Annotated in this window: 18 protein-coding genes and 1 tRNA gene; 11 read left to right on the top strand and 8 right to left on the bottom strand. The window is 66.0% G+C overall.

Annotated elements, in window-relative coordinates; genetic code table 11:
- Together ACO07K_RS07965 and ACO07K_RS07960 are read right to left on the bottom strand one after the other, a co-directional pair.
- Positions 1-2,049 (bottom strand): NAD(+) synthase, encoded by a 2,049-nt coding sequence (locus ACO07K_RS07965; RefSeq protein ID WP_422035380.1) that lies wholly within the window; start codon positions 2,047-2,049, stop codon positions 1-3.
- A gap of 73 nt (positions 2,050-2,122) precedes the next feature.
- Positions 2,123-2,197 (bottom strand) — tRNA-Val (locus tag ACO07K_RS07960).
- 124 nt (positions 2,198-2,321) lie between these two features.
- On the opposite strand from ACO07K_RS07960, the gene ACO07K_RS07955 reads away from it, so the two are divergent.
- The 3 genes from ACO07K_RS07955 (at position 2,322) to ACO07K_RS07945 (ending at position 6,552) form a co-directional block, all read left to right on the top strand.
- The gene (locus ACO07K_RS07955; protein WP_422035379.1) at positions 2,322-3,224 is read left to right on the top strand and encodes an N-formylglutamate amidohydrolase; all 903 of its coding nucleotides are present in this window, start codon (positions 2,322-2,324) and stop codon (positions 3,222-3,224) included.
- Positions 3,225-3,583: 359 nt separating this feature from the next.
- Entirely contained in the window at positions 3,584-5,083 is a 1,500-nt protein-coding gene (locus ACO07K_RS07950) for a M81 family metallopeptidase (RefSeq protein ID WP_422035378.1), read from the top strand.
- Positions 5,084-5,091: 8 nt separating this feature from the next.
- A complete protein-coding gene (locus ACO07K_RS07945) occupies positions 5,092-6,552 on the top strand; it encodes an N-acyl-D-amino-acid deacylase family protein (protein ID WP_422035377.1) in 1,461 nt (486 codons plus the stop codon).
- 61 nt (positions 6,553-6,613) lie between these two features.
- On the opposite strand, the gene dksA is transcribed toward ACO07K_RS07945, so the two are convergent.
- From dksA to ACO07K_RS07925, 4 genes are all read right to left on the bottom strand, one after another.
- Positions 6,614-7,039, bottom strand: coding sequence for an RNA polymerase-binding protein DksA (gene dksA, locus ACO07K_RS07940; RefSeq protein ID WP_295137970.1), 426 nt, complete (start codon positions 7,037-7,039; stop codon positions 6,614-6,616).
- A 191-nt stretch (positions 7,040-7,230) separates the two neighbouring features.
- Positions 7,231-8,004 (bottom strand): putative DNA-binding domain-containing protein, encoded by a 774-nt coding sequence (locus tag ACO07K_RS07935; protein WP_422035376.1) that lies wholly within the window; start codon positions 8,002-8,004, stop codon positions 7,231-7,233.
- Positions 7,988-8,821 carry a DUF692 domain-containing protein gene (locus ACO07K_RS07930; RefSeq protein WP_422035375.1) on the bottom strand — a complete coding sequence of 278 codons (834 nt, stop codon included), beginning with the start codon at positions 8,819-8,821 and terminating at the stop codon, positions 7,988-7,990. The genes ACO07K_RS07935 and ACO07K_RS07930 overlap by 17 nt, the downstream gene beginning before the upstream one ends.
- A gap of 2 nt (positions 8,822-8,823) precedes the next feature.
- Positions 8,824-9,072: a DUF2282 domain-containing protein gene (locus tag ACO07K_RS07925; protein ID WP_422035374.1), complete on the bottom strand. Its 249-nt coding sequence runs from the start codon at positions 9,070-9,072 to the stop codon at positions 8,824-8,826.
- 102 nt (positions 9,073-9,174) lie between these two features.
- Between ACO07K_RS07925 and ACO07K_RS07920 the strand changes: the two genes are divergently transcribed.
- Entirely contained in the window at positions 9,175-9,369 is a 195-nt protein-coding gene (locus ACO07K_RS07920; protein WP_422035373.1) for a DUF3553 domain-containing protein, read from the top strand.
- Here ACO07K_RS07920 and mobA read toward each other — a convergent pair.
- Positions 9,332-10,012, bottom strand: coding sequence for a molybdenum cofactor guanylyltransferase (gene mobA / locus ACO07K_RS07915; protein ID WP_422035372.1), 681 nt, complete (start codon positions 10,010-10,012; stop codon positions 9,332-9,334). The two genes, ACO07K_RS07920 and mobA, sit on opposite strands and share 38 nt — an antisense overlap.
- 47 nt (positions 10,013-10,059) lie before the next feature.
- On the opposite strand from mobA, the gene ACO07K_RS07910 reads away from it, so the two are divergent.
- Positions 10,060-10,860 carry a 2-keto-4-pentenoate hydratase gene (locus ACO07K_RS07910; protein ID WP_422035371.1) on the top strand — a complete coding sequence of 267 codons (801 nt, stop codon included), beginning with the start codon at positions 10,060-10,062 and terminating at the stop codon, positions 10,858-10,860.
- 6 nt (positions 10,861-10,866) lie between these two features.
- Here ACO07K_RS07910 and pdeM read toward each other — a convergent pair whose 3' ends face one another.
- Positions 10,867-11,562 carry a ligase-associated DNA damage response endonuclease PdeM gene (gene pdeM, locus ACO07K_RS07905; RefSeq protein ID WP_422035369.1) on the bottom strand — a complete coding sequence of 232 codons (696 nt, stop codon included), beginning with the start codon at positions 11,560-11,562 and terminating at the stop codon, positions 10,867-10,869.
- A gap of 155 nt (positions 11,563-11,717) precedes the next feature.
- On the opposite strand from pdeM, the gene ACO07K_RS07900 reads away from it, so the two are divergent.
- The 6 genes from ACO07K_RS07900 to ACO07K_RS07875 are packed head-to-tail and all read left to right on the top strand — an operon-like array spanning position 11,718 to position 18,849.
- Complete coding sequence (locus ACO07K_RS07900) at positions 11,718-12,509, top strand: EipB family protein (protein WP_422035368.1); 792 nt, start codon at positions 11,718-11,720, stop codon at positions 12,507-12,509.
- Positions 12,510-12,559: 50 nt separating this feature from the next.
- Complete coding sequence (locus ACO07K_RS07895; protein ID WP_422035367.1) at positions 12,560-13,960, top strand: cryptochrome/photolyase family protein; 1,401 nt, start codon at positions 12,560-12,562, stop codon at positions 13,958-13,960.
- Between the two features lie 24 nt (positions 13,961-13,984).
- Positions 13,985-15,352: an NAD(P)/FAD-dependent oxidoreductase gene (locus tag ACO07K_RS07890; protein ID WP_422035366.1), complete on the top strand. Its 1,368-nt coding sequence runs from the start codon at positions 13,985-13,987 to the stop codon at positions 15,350-15,352.
- The gene (locus ACO07K_RS07885; protein ID WP_422035365.1) at positions 15,349-16,122 is read left to right on the top strand and encodes a DUF1365 domain-containing protein; all 774 of its coding nucleotides are present in this window, start codon (positions 15,349-15,351) and stop codon (positions 16,120-16,122) included. Before ACO07K_RS07890 ends, ACO07K_RS07885 begins: the two co-directional genes overlap by 4 nt.
- A 16-nt stretch (positions 16,123-16,138) precedes the next feature.
- Positions 16,139-17,311 (top strand): class I SAM-dependent methyltransferase, encoded by a 1,173-nt coding sequence (locus ACO07K_RS07880; RefSeq protein ID WP_422035364.1) that lies wholly within the window; start codon positions 16,139-16,141, stop codon positions 17,309-17,311.
- A gap of 59 nt (positions 17,312-17,370) precedes the next feature.
- The gene (locus ACO07K_RS07875; protein ID WP_422035363.1) at positions 17,371-18,849 is read left to right on the top strand and encodes an MFS transporter; all 1,479 of its coding nucleotides are present in this window, start codon (positions 17,371-17,373) and stop codon (positions 18,847-18,849) included.
- Position 18,850: the final 1 nt, after the last annotated feature.

The raw sequence follows: 18,850 nt of genomic DNA, 5'->3' as shown, positions 1-18,850 counted from the left end.
CTATTTTTCGCCGGTCTGGGGGATGGCCTTCATCTCCTCGAGCCACACGTCGGGGCTGCCATCGGACGGTGCCCGCCAGTCGCCGCGCGGCGACAGCGACCCGCCGGACGAGATCTTCGGTCCGTTGGGCAGCGCCGAACGCTTGAACTGGTTGGTGAAGAAACGGCGCAGGAACAGCGCGAGCCAGCTGCGGATCTCCTCCAGCGTGTAGGCCCGTCGCGTTCCCTCCGGCAGGTTGGCCGGCCAGGCGCCCCTCTCGATGTCGTGCCAGGCATTCCAGGCGAGGAAGGCGATCTTGGACGGCCGGTAGCCCAGCCGTGTCAGGTAGAAGAGATTGAAATCCTGCAGCGCATAGGGACCGACGAAGCTCTCGGTGGCCTGCACCACACCCTTCTCGCCGGCCGGAATCAGCTCGGGCGAGATCTCGGTGTTCAGGATGTCGTGCAAAATCTCCGCCGTGTCCTTGCTCACGTCGCCCGAGGCAGCGACGAAGCGGATCAGGTGCTGGATCAGCGTCTTCGAGACCGAGCCGTTGGGATTGTAGTGGGACATGTGATCGCCCACGCCATAGGTGCACCAGCCCAGGCCCAGTTCGGACAGATCGCCGGTGCCGACCACCATGCCGCGCTGCTGGTTGGCCAGGCGGAACAGATAGTCGGTGCGCAGGCCCGCCTGCACGTTCTCGAAGGTCACGTCGTAGACCTTCTCGCCCCTGCCGAACGGATGGCCGATGTCGGCCAGCATCTGGGTCGCGGCCGGCTTGATGTCGATCTCGGCCGCGGAGACGCCGAGCGCCTTCATCAGCCGCCAGGCATTTGTGTGCGTCTTGTCGGAGGTGCCGAAGCCCGGCATCGTGTAGGCTAGGACGTTCTTGCGGCTGAGCCCGAGCTGGTCCATCGCGCGGCAGGCGACGATCAGCGCGTGCGTCGAATCGAGGCCGCCCGAGACGCCGATCACGGCGTTCTCCGTGCGGCTCGACTGCAGGCGCTGCGCCAGCCCCTGAACCTGGATGTTGTAGGCCTCGTAGCAATTGTCGCGCAGCTTGGCCGGATCGGACGGCACGTAGGGGAAACGCTCGACGGCGCGGTCGAGCGCGACGCTATCCTTTGGCGGATCGAAGGCGAACCGGACCTGCCGGAAGCGCTCGACCTTTCCCTTCTCCTGCAACGCGCAATCGGCGAAGCCGTTGTAGCGCAGGCGCTCCTGGCGGATTCGTCCGACGTCGACATCGGCCTGGATCATCGTCGATTCGAGCGCGAAGCGCTGGGATTCGACGAGCTGGTCGCCCAGCTCGTAGATCGCGGCGTGACCGTCCCAGGCAAGATCGGTCGTCGATTCCCCGCGCCCCGATGCCGAGTAGGCGTAGGCGGCGACCGCCCGCATCGACTGGCTGCCGCACAGCAGCCGCCGCGCCTCGGCCTTGCCGATCGTGATGTTGCTGGCCGACAGGTTGACCAGAAGCTCCGCCCCCGCCAGCGCGGCGTGGCTCGAGGGCGGGATCGGCACCCACACGTCCTCGCAGATCTCGACGTGGAAGGTGAGATCGATGCCCGTCGCCTTGAACAGCAGGTCGGTGCCGAAGGGCACGGTCTGTCCGGCCAGTTCGAGTTCCTGGCAAATGACGTTGGCGCCGGAGATGAAATGGCGCTTCTCGTAGAACTCGCGATAATTAGGCAGGAAGGTCTTGGGCACCACGCCCAGCACCTTGCCGCGATGGATCACGACCGCCGTGTTGTAGAGGCGGTTCGTCACCCGAAGCGGCGCCCCGACGATCAGGACGGGGAAGAGATCGCGCGACGCCTCGACCACGCTGGCGATCGACCGCTCGACCTCGTCGAGCAGCGCATCCTGCAGCAGCAGATCCTCGATGGCGTAGGACGAGAGCCCCAGCTCGGGAAAGACCATGACGGCGGCCCGCGCCCGATCGCCGTGGGCCGCGAGCTTCAGCGTCTCGGCCAGATTGTAGGCCGCATCGGCCACGCGGGTGCGCGGCACGCAGCAGGCCACGCGCACGAATTCATGGGAGTAGAGGGAAAAGAAATCGGACATCGGAACTCCAGCCATTCCCTACTGGTGCCTTGGACACCGGTTCCGATCAAGGGGTGCTGGAAAGAGAAGGCGATGGTGGGCGCGACAGGGATCGAACCTGTGGCCACTGCCATGTCAAGACAGTGCTCTACCGCTGAGCTACGCGCCCATCGCCTTGCTGCCGGGGTTCAGAACCAACCGGTAACGCGGAGGCCGGTCGTCTACATTGCCGGAAACGGATTGGCAAGAGCGCGAAGCGTGACGCGACCGGATTCACGGGTTATGACCACAGAATGGATTTCGCCCCGGTCCTGACCGAACACGAGTCCCTGGATTGCCGGCTCCCGGCGCACCAGACCGTTCCGGTGGTCGTCGCCTCACCGCACAGCGGCTCGACCTATCCCGCCTCGTTCCTCGAGCAGGCGGCCGTTCCGCTTTCAGCGCTCCGCCGGGCGGAAGACGCCTTCGTCGACGAGCTGTTCGCAGCCGCGCCCTCGCTCGGCATGCCCTTCATCGCGGCCCGGTTTCCCCGCTCCTACGTCGACGCCAACCGGGAGCCATATGAGCTGGATCCCGCGATGTTCGAAGGGCCCCTGCCGCGGCCGCTGAACCATCGCACGACCCGGGTGGCGGCCGGCCTCGGCATGATCCCGCGGGTAGCGGCCAGCGGCGAGGCCATCTATCGCGGCCGGGTCCCCTCGGAAACGATCGAGCACAGGCTCGAGAGCTGCTGGCGCCCCTATCACCGGACCCTCTCGCTGCTGGTCGAGCAGACCTACAGCAGCTTCGGCGGCGCCCTGCTGATCGATGCCCATTCCATGCCCTCCTCCGCCTCCACCCTCGGAACGCGCGACCGGAACCAGCAGGTCGACATCGTACTGGGCGACAATCACGGCGAAGCCTGCGCGCCCGAGTTCACCGCCGCTGCGGAGCGGTGGTTCCGCGCACGCGGCCTGCGCGTTCTGCGCAACCAGCCCTATGCCGGCGGCTTCACCACCCAGCGCTACGGACGACCGGCTCTCGCCCGTCATACACTGCAGATCGAGATCAACCGGTCGCTCTACATGGACGAGGCACGGCACGAGAGGCTTCCGGTCGTGGGAATCGTCGCGCGGATCATGACCGGGCTGTTGGAAACGATGGCCGAGCAGGCACGGGAAACCCTGTTGCCACCGCGCCCCCTGGCCGCCGAATAATCACCCGACCAGAATAATCGTCCGAGCAATCGACCGGGCAAAAAAAAGGGCCGCGACAAGCGCGGCCCGAGTTTAGGGAGGAAACGCCCAAGACGGGCATACAGCAAACAATGCGGCTACCGAGGTAGCGTTTGCTGCCCGCTAAGAATGGTGCACCTGCGAAGAGAATGCAAGAGCGAAAAAGAGCCCTGAATTCACATATTTAGCGTTCGTTGATGTCTGGCAGAGGGTGTGGCGTTTTTGCAACGCACAAGAATAGTGCGATGCAGCTTTGCACTGGACGCATTGCTTCAGCAAACGCGCGGGGTGTGCGATTTATGTAAGGTGTTCAAATACTTAAGCCAAGGATGGAGGGGTTGTTGCCCAAGAAGTTCGTAGTCGCGATGATGATGCACGAGACCAATACGTTCTCGCCCCTGCCCACCCCGATCGAATCCTTTGCCCGGGCCGGCTCGCTGAGCGGCCCCGTCGCCATCAAGGAGGCCGAGGGCACCAACACCTCCTTGGGCGGCTTCATCGAGGTGGCCCGCAAGGCCGGCGCCGAGTTCACCGTGCCCATGGCCGCCTCTGCCCATCCATCGGGCCTGGTCACCAAAGCGGCATACGAGCAGATGACCACGGCCATCGTGGACGAGATCAAGAAGGGCTGCGACGCCGTCCTGCTGGCCCTGCACGGCGCCATGGTGGCCGAGCATTACGACGACGGCGAAGGCGAGCTCCTGAACCGCATCCGGAAGATCGCGCGGGACGTGCCGATCGCCGTGGCGCTCGATTTCCACACCCAGATGACCGACGCCATGGTGAACGGCGCCACGATCATGACCGGCTACCGCACCTATCCCCATATCGACATGGCCGACACGGCCCGTCGCGCCGGCCGCACGCTGATGCGGACCCTGGCCGGCGAAGTCGAGCCGAAGATGGTCTGGAGCAACCGCCCGATCATGAGCAGCTCGCTGGTCCATACCCCCTCGCGCGAGCCGATGAAGACCCTGATGGGCATGGCCAACCAGGCCGAGGATACCGGCGAGGTCCTGAATGCGTCGGTGTTCGGCGGTTTCCCGCAGGCGGACATCCCCCACCTCGCCCTTTCTTCGGTCATCGTCTGCGACAAGCGGACGGCCGAAGGCGAGATCCTGCTCAACCGCATCCTCGATACGGCCTGGGAAAAGCGCGAAGGCTTCCTCTTCCACCCCGAACCGCTGTCGGTCCAGGTCGGGCGCGCCAAGGGCTATACCGACTATCCGGTCGTCATGGCCGACCATGGCGACAACACCGCCTCGGGCGGCACCCAGGACGTGATGAGCGTCATCGAGGAGGCCATGAAGCAGGAGCTCGAGGATGCCTGCGCCGGCCCGATCTGCGATCCGGCGTGCGTCGAGCAAATGATCAAGGCCGGTGTCGGCGCCGAGGTGACGCTGGAACTCGGCGGCAAGATCGACATGCCGGCCATGGGCCTCAAGGGCAAGCCCCTCAAGGTGACCGGCAAGGTCAAGGCCATCACCGACGGGCAGTTCACCGTGACCGGCCCGATGGCGACCGGCACCACGGTGCGCATGGGCCGAACCGCCGTACTCGACACCGGCAAGATGCAGATCGTCGTCTCGGAGAAGCGCGCCGAGCCCTACGATCTCGGCGTCTTCACCCATTGCGGCATCGACCCACGGCGCAAGAAGTACGTGCTCATCAAGTCGCGCCAGCATTTCCGCGCCGGCTTCGAGCCGATCGCCAAGCATATCGTGATGTGCGACGGCGACGGCTGCACCGCCTCCGACCTCAAGCTCTTCAAGTACGAGCGCGTGAAGCGCCCGCTCTACCCGTTCGACCTCGACATGCGGCTCGGCCGCAACGAAGCCTAGGAGCCCCCATGGCCACTTACGACATCGTCATCCGCAACGGCCAGGTGGCCGACGGGACAGGCAGGAAGCTGTTCGCCGCCGACGTGGCGGTGAAGGGCGATCGCATCGTCGCCGTCGAGGCGCCGGGCACGCTGCGCGGCGACAACGAGATCGACGCCGCGGGCAAGGTCGTGGCGCCGGGCTTCATCGACGTCCACACGCACGACGACACCGCGCTGATCGACAATCCGGCCATGGCGATGAAGGCGAGCCAGGGCGTCACCACCGTGGTGTGCGGCAATTGCGGCGTCTCCGCCGCGCCGTACGTCCGGCCGGATGTCGGCCACTGGATGTCGCTGATCATCAAGAAGAAGGAAAACCTGTCGAAGGATTTCGCGTCCTTCGCGGGCAAGGTCGATGCCGCCAAGCCGGCCATCAACGGCGCCTTCCTGATCGGCCACGGCACTCTGCGCATCAACTCGATGGGCGACGACCTCAACCGGGTCGCGACGGCGGGCGAGATCAAGCAGATGCGCGAACTGCTCGACCAGAGCCTCGAACAGGGCGCGATCGGCATGTCGAGCGGCCTGTTCTATGCCGTGTCCAGCCACGCCTCGACCGACGAGGTCGCGGAAGTGGCCGCCCCGCTCGGCCGCTGGGGCGGCGTCTACACCGCCCACATGCGCGACGAGGGCGACCACATCCTGAAGGCGATGGACGAGACGTTCGAGATCGGCCGCCGGGTCGGCGCCGAGATCATCGTCTCGCACCACAAGTGCTCGGGCCGCTCCAACTTCGGCCGCATGAAGGAGACCCTGCCGCACTTCAACGAGGCGATGAAGAAGCAGCAGATCTCCTTCGACGTTTATCCCTATGTCGCCGGCTCGACGATCCTGCGGAGCGACATGCTGGAGCGCGCCGACAAGGTGCTGATCACCTGGTCCGACAAGGTCGAGGGAATGAGCGGCCGAGACCTCAGGGAGATCGCCGAAGAGATGGGCTGTTCGATGAAGGAAGCGGCCGACCGCATCCAGCCGGCCGGCGCCATCTACTTCATGATGGACGAGAAGGACGTGCAGGCCGCGATGTCCCATCCCGGTGCCATGATCGGCTCGGATGGCATCCCGTTCGATGCCCATCCCCATCCGCGCCTGTGGGGTACCTTCCCCCGCGTGCTCGGCCACTATTCGCGCGACCTCGGGCTCTTCCCGCTCGAAGACGCGGTGCGCCGCATGACGTCCTATTCGGCGCAGCGCTTCCACCTCGCCCATCGAGGGGAGGTGAAGACCGGATTCTACGCCGATCTCTGCATCTTCGATCCGGCAACGGTCATCGACACGGCCACCTTCGAGAAGCCGATCTCGCCGGCCCGGGGCATCGACACGGTGATCTGCAATGGTGCCTTCGCCTGGCGCGACGGCAAACCCGGCGGCGGCCAGGCTGGCCGTGCGCTCAACCGTCAGGCCATGCAGGACGAAGCCAGGGCCTGAGCGCCGCATTGCCGACGTCCAGAAAAGAAAAGGCCCGCTTCATGCGGGCCTTTTTATTTCCTCAGTCGTTGCCTTCGTCGCGGCGGGTGCGCTCCATGCGTTCGTGGCGCTCCTGCGCCTCGACCGACAGGGTTGCGATCGGTCGCGCCTCGAGACGCTTCAGCGAGATCGGCTCGCCGGTCTCCTCGCAATAGCCGTAGGTCCCTTCCTCGATCGACTTGATCGCCTGGTCGATCTTGGAGATCAGCTTGCGGAAACGATCCCGCGTCCGCAACTCCAGCGAGCGGTCGGTCTCGGCGGTCGCGCGATCAGCGAGATCGGGCTGCGCCAGACTCTCTTCCTGCATGTTCTGGAGCGTCTGATTGGATTCCTCGATCAGCTCGTCCTTCCACTTCAGCAGCTTCTGCCGGAAGTATTCCTGCTGCATCGGATTCATGAAAGCTTCACGTTCTGACGGCCGATAATTCTGCGGCAACGTAATCGACATCGTCGGCAACTCCACTCGAAGCCACGACGGTCCGCCCGGGAAGGGCCAACCCTTTTCGAAGCGCGCGGAGTATAGGGATGGGCTTTCGCGGAGCAAGAACGTTTCGGGGCCACCGCCCGATTCAGCCGTGCAGTGCAACAATTACAATGGTTGTAATAATCCGCGCATTTCGAGGCTTTATGGGCTCCGGGTCAAACCCCATGCCGCAGCGCAGCAAATGCCTCCAAAGACAGCAGCCTGGCGAAGGTACTGGACGGATCGAAGGCAGGTTCGACGGCGAACGCTGCCTCGGCCGCCTCTCCCAGGCTGGCGCCCTCGGCCAGCGCCGCAACAAAGGCTGTCTCCGCCGGGTCGAGGCTCGCGAAAGCGGAATCGTCCGGCTGACGCAAAACCAGCACCGATGCCGGTCCCTCCTCCAGGGAAACGGTCCCCGCAAGCGCGCCGGGCTGGGCCGCGTGCCAGATCCGATCGATCGGCCACGGCGAGCGGACGAGTGTCGACCCGGCCGCCAACTCCAGCTTCAGTTCGAACAGCCGTTCGGCGGTCAGACCGGCAAGCTCGGGAGCCGCGAGCCTCGGCGCCAAGGGTGAGTGATAAGAGAAGTTCAACGACCAGTCGAGCCGCGCCACATCGCCAAGGTAGGGCATCGTCGCCGCAGGACCATAACCGGCAACATAGGCTGGGAAGCCGGCGCCATACTCTGCCAGGACCGGTTGCCCGGGCAGATCCTCCTGGACGAATCCCATTGCCATGGTCGCGAAGAAGGCCTCGCCCACGATTGCCTGAACCGCTGGGAAAGTGGCCGCGAGCGCACCCGCCAGACTCTGACGGACATGATGGCGATGGATGCGCAGACGCGCCGATGCGGCAATCGCATCGCCCACGACGAGATCGGCGAGAGCAGGCCGCTCCTCACCCTCGACGTGCGCGGCAAATGCCGCCTGCAGATCACGCAGCGCGAGCATTGGCCTCGACGCCGAGCGCTTGTTCCGCTCGCCGCGCTTCGTCGAGCAGCACGTCGAGAGCCGGAAGATCGGTGTCCCATTCGACCAGCGTCGGCCGAGGCCCGTAGCGCCGCACGATCTCGTCGAACAGCGCCCATACGCCCTCGCCCACCCGGCTGCCATGATCGTCGATCAGGACCGGCTCGCCATCGGCGTCGTTCACGGCATGGCCGGCGAGATGATACTCGCCGACGGCCGTCACCGGCAGCCCGTCGAGCCAGGCGCCTGGATCGAGCCGCAGATTGTGGGCCGTCACGAAGATGTTGTTGGCGTCGAGCACCACCCCGCAGCCGGTTCGCCGGGCGAGCTCGGTCAGGAATTCCGGTTCGGACAATGTCGAATGCGCGAACGCCAGATAGCAGGACGGGTTCTCGACCAGAATCTGCCGCCGGAGCCGCTCCTGCAGCCGGTGGACATTACGCTCGACGACGCCGAGCGCCTCTTCGGTATAGGGCAAGGGTAGCAGGTCGTTGAAATAGCGGCCGCCCGCCACGCTCCAGGCGAGATGGTCCGATACGAGCGCGGGCTGGAGCCGATGGATCAGGGTCGCGACGCGTTCCAGATGCGCCTCGTCCAGCCCGTCGACCGAACCGAGCGAGAGGCCGACCGCGTGGACCGAGATGTCATAGTCCTCGCGCAGGCGCTCAAGGGCCGCGCGCGCCGGCGAGTGCGCGAGATAGTTCTCCGCATGGATTTCGAGAAAGCCGGTCGCCGGCCGGTCGCGCGCGATTTCCGCGAGATGCGGCGACCGCAGCCCCATGCCCGCGACCGGCTTCATGCTCAACTGGCCGTGAGCTTGCCGCCGACGATCTTCTCGCAGGCGCCCTTGGGCACGGATACCCAGGCGTCGGCCTGCGCATCCTTCTTCGACGTCCCGGCACAGGACGACTTCGCTGTCTGGCAGTCGTTCTTGCCGGCCTTCGCGATGCCGTAGCACTTCTCCATATTGCCCTGCGCCTGGCTGGTGGCAGCCGGCAGCACGAGAGCGGCGGCGAGAGCCGTGGCGATGGCGACGCGGGTGCTGTTCATTGTGTCCTCCATGACATGACGACGCCCAGTCTATACTGCAGATTAAGGCGGCAGGGCGTCAGGCAGCCGCCAACGTACCCACAGAGGCGGAGTAACGACAACTTGTTCGACAAGCCCGGCAATGGACTGCTGAGCCCCGGCGACTTCGTGCGTCATCCCGGGCAACCGGATTGGGGCCACGGGCAGATCCAGTCGATGATCGGTCATCGCATCACCGTGAATTTCGAGAATGCCGGCAAGGTCGTGATCGACGGCAACGTCATCGAACTCGCTCCAGACGACGCATCGCCTCGCTGAGCTCGGTGGGCGTGTTGACGTTCAGGAACGGCGCGGCATTGCCCGGCCAGACGAGTTCCTCGAAGGCGTAGCGCTGGGCGAAGGTCTCGACCCGCCGCATACCCTCCTCGAGGATGGCGCGGCGCAGATCGGCGGCAAGCTTCACCGACCAGACGGCGAGGGTATGTTCGCGGCGCTTGCCATGACGCACCATCAGGACGTCCGGCTCCGGCACGTGCATCAGCCCGCACAGCCGTACGGTGAGGTCGAGCGGCAGGAACGGCACGTCGGCGGGGGCCGTCAGGATCCAGCCGCAATGGGGATGATGATCCCGCGCCCATTCCATCCCCGCCAGGATGCCGGCCAGAGGCCCCAGGCGTCGTCCCTCGCGCATTGCCATATCCTGGATATCGAGCGGGTCGGCGATCACCGCGACTCCCAGCTCGCGGAATTCCGGCGCCGGGTCGTTGGCCACGATCACGAGATCCATGACCTGCGGACGCAGCCGGTCCACGACGTGGGCCACCATCGGCCGGCCCGCGAGCAGGCGTAGCGGCTTCAGGGCGCCCGGTCCCATGCGTCGCCCCTCGCCGCCGGCCAGCACCACGCCCACGACGGCCCCACTGCGTACGGGCCCGAATTTCTGCAACGCTTTCGTCGACATGGTGGCACTATGCGACGATGAATAAATCAAGCAAGGGGGAGCCTCCAATGACGTTCAGCATCGCCAAGGCGGCAACGTGGCTGCATCAGGTCGACAGGGCGCGCGCCGTGGTCGGATGGTGGCCGGAACGGTTCGCGACCGACGACGAGCACCTCGCCTACAAGGTCCAGGATGCCTTTCTGAAGAAGCAGGTCGTCAAGCAGGGTCCGCTGGTCGGCTACAAGATCGCGCTGACCTCGCCGCAGATCCTGGCCCAGACCGGGCTGAAGGGGCCGGCCTACGGACCGATCCGCAAGAAGCGCGTGTTCGAGCACAAGGCAACCGTCCGCGCCGATCGCTGGACGCGCCTGGGCGCCGAACTGGAAATCATCCTGATCGTGAATGCCGACGTGCCGGCGCCCAAGGCCAAGCCCTACGACAGGGATTCGATCGCGCAATATGTCGGCGAAGCGCGCGCCGGTTTCGAACTGATCGAGGACCGTGGTGCCGACTACAGCCGCCTCGCCGTCAATCCGCTGATCATGGATGCCGGTTGGAACGGCGGCTCGCTACTCGCCAAGCCAAACAAGGACTGGGCGAAGCTCGATCTCGGCAACCTGCAGGGCTCCGTCTCCTTTGACGGCAAGGTCGTGCGGGAGGGCCATTCGGGCGACGTTTTGGGCCACTGCTACAACGCGCTGGCGTGGCTCGCGAACAAGCTCGGCGATCACGGCAAGCGCCTGAAGAAGGGCATGATCGTGTCGTCGGGCAGCATGGTCGCCTGTCAGTTCGTGCCGCCGGGCAGCACCGCCACCGGCCGGATCGAGGGACTAGGCGAAGTCACCCTGAAATACGAATTACCCAAGTAGAGACGCTCATCTGAAGGTCGCGTCGGGCCGGAGCTGCCGCCACGACAGGCGGCGCACCGCCTCCCGCCCGACCACCAGCGCCTCGTAATCGTCGGGGAAGAGCTGCGCGATTGCCGGGTCGAGCGCGTTGAGACCGCCGGCATAGGCGCCGAACGCCGGGAGGATGAGACGCCTCCCGTCCGTGAGAAAGCAGCGCCGCCGCAAGCCGCGACCCCGCACCGTGAGCGCCGCAACCGGATGATAGTGGCCCGAAACCTCGCCATCGGCCGGCCCGAACAGCGCCTCGTGCCGGAAGATCAGCGAACCCGCCTTGACCTCTTCCGCAATCTCGCCCCAGCCCGCCGGTGGCGGTGCCGGATCATGGTTGCCGGCAATCCAGACGAAGCGTGCCTTCCTCGTCAGGCGCTCGATTTCGGCCCGCTCGGCGTCCGGAAGGCGATCCACGGCGGCACGATCGTGAAACGAGTCGCCCAGGCAGACGACGGTGCTTGGCTGCACGGCGTCGATCAGAGCCGACAGCATGGCCAGCGTCTGCTTGGTATCGTAGCGCGGCAGCAGCTTGCGGGCATTGACGGCGTAGGACGACCCTTTCTCCAGATGCAGGTCGGCCACGGCTAGCCATCGCTCCGCCGGCCAGTAGAGCGCGCCCATCGGCAGCGCCTCCAGGCGCTCGCCTGCACAGAAGAATTCCAGGCCTTTCATGGATCGAGCATCACCGGCGGGCGGCCACGCCCTTGAGTGCCGCGCCATGCATGTTCTGCGACGGCTTCGGGCTTCGCCAGAATGCTGCCACGATGTCTCGGAATTTCATGCGACGCACGATTGACCTGATCGGAGAGCATGCGCAAGCTGCCCCAATGCGTCGCCTGGTGTGTTTCGTCGTCGCTGCCGTCCTCTGCGGACCGCAGCTCGCTTTCGCGCAGATGCAGCCGCATCGTGCCGAGTATGTGCTGCGTCTCGGGATTGCCGCCAATGCGCCGCGGATCGGCACGGCGATCCACGATCTCTCGCAGGATTGCGCGGGTTGGCACCTCAAGCGCGACATCACGTCGGAGATCGCGCTGACCGCCTCCTGGAAGATGAGCCTGTCCTCCAAGCTGGACGCCGAGGAGCCCCGCAGCGGCAACAGCCTGCGCTACCAGACCACGCAGGTCCAGAACGGCACCAAGCGCGAAACCAAGGGGCGCGTCCAGCGCGCGCAGGGTGAGCTGCGCGCCGAGATCGCGACGGCCGGCGCCCAGCCTTCCCAGTTCTTCCTGCCCTTCGCCACATTGATGCCGGTAGCCGCGATCGACCACCTCACCGAACGGCTCCGCGCCAACGCCACTTCGTTTCCGGCTCTGATGTTCGATCCCGAAGTGATGAGCGACGGGTTCCTGATCGACGTGACACAGCTGGAAGATGGCCGCCTGCGGTCGTCCCGGCCGATGGACAAGCCGGTGGCCACGCCCAAAGGCAAGTCCTGGCCGGTTTCCATGAGCTTCACCCGCGGTCGCGACCAGGCCCAGCGGCCGCTTTTTTCCGTGACGGCGCAGGTGTTCGAGAACGGCGTACTCGACCGGCTCACCGTCGAAACCGGTCTGCTCACGGTGACCGCAGATCTCCAGAGCCTGGAGATGCGACCGGCGCCCAACTGCCCCCGCTCCTGACCTAGCTCACGGCCGATCATCCGTTCGTCCGCCATGTGCGTATCTCGCACATGTCGGTTTCGATCATCTGGTTCCGCAGCGACCTTCGCCTCTCGGACAATCCCGCGCTGATCAAGGCGCTGGAGGCCGGGCGTACGGTCGTGCCGGTGTTCGTTCTGGACGAGGAAACCCGGGGGGTGCGGCGGCTCGGTGCCGCTTCGCGCTGGTGGCTGCACTACAGTCTCCACGCGCTCGACGCATCGCTGCGCCGGCTCGGGTCGCGCCTCGTCCTCCGTCGGGGTCCCGCCGAGAAGGTCATCGCCGAGCTTGCGGTCGACTGCGGGGCTGACTCGGTCTTCTGGAACCGCGTTTACGACCAGGGCTCGCGCGAGCGGGACGCGCGCCTGAAGAAGTCGCTCTCCGACGGCGGCATCGCGGTCGAGAGCTGCAAGGCCAACCTGCTCTTCGAGCCCTGGGAGGTGACGACACAGAGCGGCGACGCCTTCAAGGTATTCACGCCGTTCTGGCGCGCCTGCCGCGCGCTGCCGCCCCCCGCCGGCATGCTGTCCGCCCCTAAGTGCATTCCGGCGCCCGAATCGTGGCCGGGCGGCGAACCGCTCGCCTCGTGGGGCCTGCTGCCCAGCGGGCCCGATTGGGCCGGTGGATTGCGCGCCGCCTGGACGCCGGGCGAGGACGGCGCCCGGCAGCGTCTCGCACATTTCCTCGACGAGGCTCTCGGGAACTATCGCGAGGCGCGCGACCTGCCGGCCGTAAGGGGCACATCCCGCCTGTCTCCGCATCTCGCCTTCGGCGAGATATCGCCCCGTCAGATCTGGCACGCCACCATGACGCGGGGCGCCTCGGCCGCAACCGAGAAATTTCTGTCCGAAGTCGGCTGGCGCGAATTCGCCTACCACCTGATCTTCCACAACGGCGATCTGGCGGCGCGAAACTTCCGGCGCGAGTTCGATGCGTTCCCGTGGGCCGATCAGACGGAAGCGCTCACGGCTTGGCAACGCGGTCGGACCGGTTATCCCATCGTCGATGCCGGGATGCGCGAACTCTGGACGACCGGCTGGATGCACAATCGCGTGCGGATGATCGCGGCATCCTTCCTGACGAAGGACCTGCTGATCGACTGGCGCCGGGGCGAGCGCTGGTTCTGGGACACGCTCGTCGACGCCGACGTCGCGAACAATGCGACCGGCTGGCAATGGGTCGCCGGCTGCGGCGCCGATGCGGCTCCCTACTTCCGCGTGTTCAACCCGGTTCTCCAGGGTGAGAAATTCGACCCCGACGGAGATTACGTCCGGCGCTGGGTGCCCGAACTCGCCCACCTGCCCAGCGATGCGATCCATCGTCCCTGGGCGGCCGCCGTGCCGGCGGATGTCTATCCGGGGCGGATCGTCGAGCACGGCGCCGCCCGGGATCGGGCCTTGGCCGCCTTCCAAACCATCAAGAAATCAGCGTAGAAGCATCCGGGGGAGCGTACGAAAATGAAAATCGCCGTCATCGGCGCCGGCGTGTCCGGTCTCGGAGCCGCCTGGCTCCTCAGCCGCAGCCACGACGTGGTCGTCTACGAGCGCGAGAACCGTTTCGGCGGACACTCCTGCACGGTCGACGCCCCGACGAAGCACGGGCGCCTGCCGGTCGATGTCGGCTTCATCGTGTTCAACGAGCGCAACTATCCCAATCTGATCGCCCTGTTCGATCATCTCGGCGTGCCGACCGAGCCGTCCGACATGTCGTTCGCCGTCAGCCTCGACGATGGCGGCTTCGAGTATGCGAGTTCGTTCGCCGGCTACTTCGCCCAGCGCCGCAACCTCGCTCGCCCCTCGTTCCTGCGCATGACGCATGACATCCTGCGGTTCAACAGGATGGCCCCGCAGCTTCTCGACCAGGCGGAGAACCTCGACTTCACCATCGGCGACTTCGTCGAGCAGGAGGGCTTCGGCGCGGCCTTCCGCGACCGCTATCTCGTGCCGATGGCGGCCTGCATCTGGTCGACGCCGCTTGGACGCATGCTCGACTATCCGGCGCAGACCTTCGCGCGCTTCTTCAACAATCACGGACTCCTGACGATCGGCCCGCAGCTGCAATGGCGTACGGTGAGTGGCGGCAGCCGCTCCTACGTGGAGCGGATCGTGGCCCCGCTGCGTGCGCGGGCACGGCTGGCGACACCGGCCAGTGCGGTCCGGCGTCTCGGCGAAGGCGTGGAAGTCCGCGACGCGGGCGGACACTGGGATCGCTTCGACCGGGTCGTGCTCGCCTGCCATGCCGACCAGGCTCTTGGCCTCCTCACCGATGCCGACCAGACGGAGCGCGACCTGCTCGGCCGCTTCGCCTACTCGACCAACGAGGTATGGCTGCATGGCGACGAGAGCCTGATGCCGAAGCGCCGCAGCGCCTGGGCGAGCTGGAACTACGTTGCCGACAGTCGCAGCCGCGACACCAACGTCAGCGTGACCTACTGGATGAACCGCCTGCAGAACCTGCCCGACAGCGCCCCGCTGTTCGTGTCGGTGAATCCGGGCCGTGTGCCGGCGCCGGCGACGGCTCATTCGCGCTTCTCCTTCGAGCATCCGATGTACGACGCTGCGGCCATCCGCGCGCAGCGCGACCTGCATCGCATCCAGGGTGTGCGGGGCACCTATTTTTGCGGCAGCTATTGCGGCTACGGCTTCCACGAGGACGCCTTGTCGGCCGGCCTCGACGTCGCCGAGCAACTTGGCGTCCATCGCCCCTGGCCGCGTCCCGACGAGCACCGCCGGATCGGCGATCCGCCACGGGTCGTGGCCGACCGCCCGGCGATCCCACCGCTGCCGGTTCCCGTGGCCGCCCGCACCGCGGCCGAGAGCCCGTGAGCCCCGCGTCTCCTCATTCGATCGTCGACGCCACGATCGTCCATCGGCGGCTCCGGCCGCGCGAGAACGCGTTCCGCTACAAGGTGGGTTATCTCTGCCTCGGCCTCGATGCGCTCGAAAGCGCGGCCGGCCGCTGGCTCAAAGTCGACCGCCGCGGCGCCGTCTCCTTCCGCCGAGCCGACCATGGCGCCCGGGATGGGTCGGATCTCAGGCTCTGGCTGAAGGACATCCTGCAGCAGCAGGGCGTGGCGGACATCTGCGACGGCGAGGTCGTGCTGATGACCATGCCCCGCATGCTGGGCTACGTGTTCAATCCGGTGAGCTTCTGGTTCTGCCGCGACCGCGAAGGGGCCCTTCGAGCGGTCCTCTGCGAGGTCAACAACACGTTCGGCGAGAGCCACTGCTACCTCGTCCATCACGACGACGGCGCGCCCATCGAGGCCGACCAGTGGTTCGACGGCCGCAAGGTGTTTCACGTCTCCCCGTTCCTGCCGATCGAGGGCGGCTACCGCTTCCGCTTTCGTCTCGACGACGAGCGCGCGCATGTCGACGTGAACTACCATGACGACCAGGGCCTGATGCTCGCCACGTCGGTGGGCGGTCGGCGCCAGGCGCTGGACGATCGAGGCATCCTGCGACGGTTTCTCGCCAACCCGACCATGACGCTGGGCGTCGTGGTCCGGATCCACTGGCAGGCCTTGCATCTGTGGCGGAAGCGGGCGAGATTTTACGCCAAGCCAGCACCGCCGTCGGAGCTCGTGACCCGTTGACTTCCCCTCGGACCGCATGCCCCTCGCCGCCCGGTTTGTCCTGAATTCCCTGGAACGTCTGTCCGTCGGTCGCCTCAGCGTGCGACTTCCCGACGGCAACAGGCGCGTCTTCGGCAAGGCCGACGCCATGCCCCGTGCCGAGATCGACGTGCGGGACTGGCGCTTCTTTCGCCGGGTGCTGCTCGACGGCGACATGGGGTTCGCCGAAGCCTACATGGAGGGCTTCTGCGAGTCGCCCGACCTGCCGAGCCTGATCGGCCTCTTACTGGCCAACGAGCAGGCGCTCGGCAAGATGACCCGGACGAACGTCTTCCACGGCATGCTCCTGAAGCTCCTCCACCGCCGGCGCGCGAACACCCGCGAAGGATCCAAGAAGAACATCCATGCCCACTACGACCTGGGCAATGAGTTCTACGGCCTGTGGCTCGACCCCTCGATGACCTACTCCTCCGCTTTGTACGAAGGCGAGGCGGAGAAGCCGCTCGAGGCCGCCCAGATCGCCAAGTACGAGCGCATCCTGTCGCAACTCGGCGCCCGCCAGGGCGACAGCATCCTCGAGATCGGGTGTGGCTGGGGTGGCTTTGCCGAAGTGGCGGCCCGGCGCGGCATGCGGGTCACGGGCGTGACCATCTCGAAGGAGCAGCTCGAGTATGCCCGCGCGCGCCTGGACCGGGCCGGGTTGGCCGACAGGGTCGACCTGCAGTTCCGCGACTATCGCGACATCGAGGGCCGCTACGACCATATCGTCTCGATCGAGATGATCGAGGCCGTGGGCGAGCGCTATTGGCCCGACTATTTCGCGACGCTGAAGCGCCACGTGGTGCCCGGCGGGTCGGCCATCGTGCAGGCCATCGTCATCGCCGATGATTTCTTCGAGCGCTACCGAAAGCACCCCGACTTCATCCAGACCTACGTTTTCCCCGGCGGCATGCTCCTGTCTCCCTCCAGCCTGCGCGAGCAGTGCCGGCAGGCAGGCCTGAAGGTGGCGGAACTCTACAGTTTCGGACTGGACTATGCGCGGACCCTGGAAACCTGGCTGGGCCGCTTCGACGGGGTGGCCGACCAGGTCGGCCGCATGGGCTTCGACGAGCGTTTCCGCCGCATGTGGCGGTATTACCTTGCCTATTGTGCCGCAGGCTTCTCCACGCGCCGTACGGACGTTTTGCAGGCACACTTCAGGCATATATAACTGTCGGCAATCAAGAGGCCGCCAGTCAAAGGTGAGCCGAACAGGAAGGCAAAATCCGCGTGCATGCGCCCAAGTCCGGCCTCGGCTCGACGACGTCCATAAGGCTGCGTTTCGACCGTCTCGTCGCCTACTCGACCAATCAGCTCCCGCTCAACATGGCGGCGCTGCCGGTGGTTCTGAACGTCAGCCATTTCTATGGCGAGGTGCTCAAGGTGCCGCTCGGCATCATGGGCCTGATCTTCATCGCGACGCGCGTGATCGATGCGATCCAGGATCCGGTGATCGGCCTGATCAGCGACAAGTTCACCCATCGCGGCCCGCGCGGGCGCCTCACCTTCGTGGCCCTGATGCTGCCGTTGCTGGTCGGCGGCTTCTACATGCTGTTCCATCCGCCGGTGTCCCTGTTCACCCAGCCCGTGTGGCTGGCGACCTGGCTGTTCGTCGCGCTCCTCGTGGTCCATCTGGGCTATGCCGGCGTCTCGATCAGCTATCACGCTCACGGGGCGGAGCTGACCGACGACTACAATGAGCGAACCCGGGTCACGGTCGGCCGCGAGGTCTTCGGCCTGATCGGCATGACCCTCGCGGTCGTGCTCCCCACCTACTTCACCGCCCAGATGGGCGAGCATGCCGGCTACGTCTACATGGGGCTGATCTTCATCCCCATCGCCGTGCTGTTCTCCCTGCCGACCCTGCTCTGGTCGCCTCCCTCGGTCCATCCGCCGGTCGTGCGCGAGAATCCGGAAATCCATGTCCGGTACTTCCGCGACTGGTTGATCGGCCTGATGCCGTCGCTGGCCCGACCGACCCGCAACATGGAGCGAAGCGCCTCGATCAAGACGCTGATCCCGTTCTTCGCGCCGCTGAAGAACAGGCTGTTTCGTCGCCTGCTGCTCGTCTTCATCGTCAATGGCGCGGCGCTGGGCGTCGCGGTCTCGGTGATGCTCTTCTACGTCGAGCATGTGCTGAAGGGGAACAAGCTGCAGGCCGGCATCATCCTGCTGGTCTATTTCGGCGCCGCCGCCGCCAGCGTGCCGCTCTGGATGCTGTTGTCGCGCCGTTTCAGCAAGACAGCCGCCTGGTTCATCGCCATGGTCCTGACGGCCGTGGCGATGTCGTTCGGCGTCTTCCTTGGCGCCGGCGACTTCGTCTGGTTCATGCCGATCGCCATCATCACCGGCCTGGGCATCGGGGCCGACTATGGCCTGCCGCCGTCGGTCCTGGCCGACATCATCAACTCCGACGAGGGCAAGGACACCAAGGGCGACACCGGTGCCTATTTCGGCCTGTGGGCTCTCTCGACCAAACTCGCGACGGCCATCGGAGCAGCCGGCTCACTGCCCGTGGCCGCGCTTCTGGGGTTCAATCCGTCCGAGGGCCTGTACAGCGGGACGGCACTGATCATCGTCTATATCGCCGTACCGGTGGTCATCAAGATCATCGCCGCGCTGCTCATTTGGTACATCCGGATCGAGGCCGACCGCGGGTCCGTGCGCGACGAGCTTCTCGGACGGGGCGCCGCCATCCTCAGGTCATAGG

It is taken from the genome of Reyranella sp. (assembly GCF_965228225.1).
Lineage (GTDB): Bacteria > Pseudomonadota > Alphaproteobacteria > Reyranellales > Reyranellaceae > Reyranella.
Note: the sequence above shows the minus strand (reverse complement) of the source record. Positions and strands in the feature narration are given on the sequence as shown.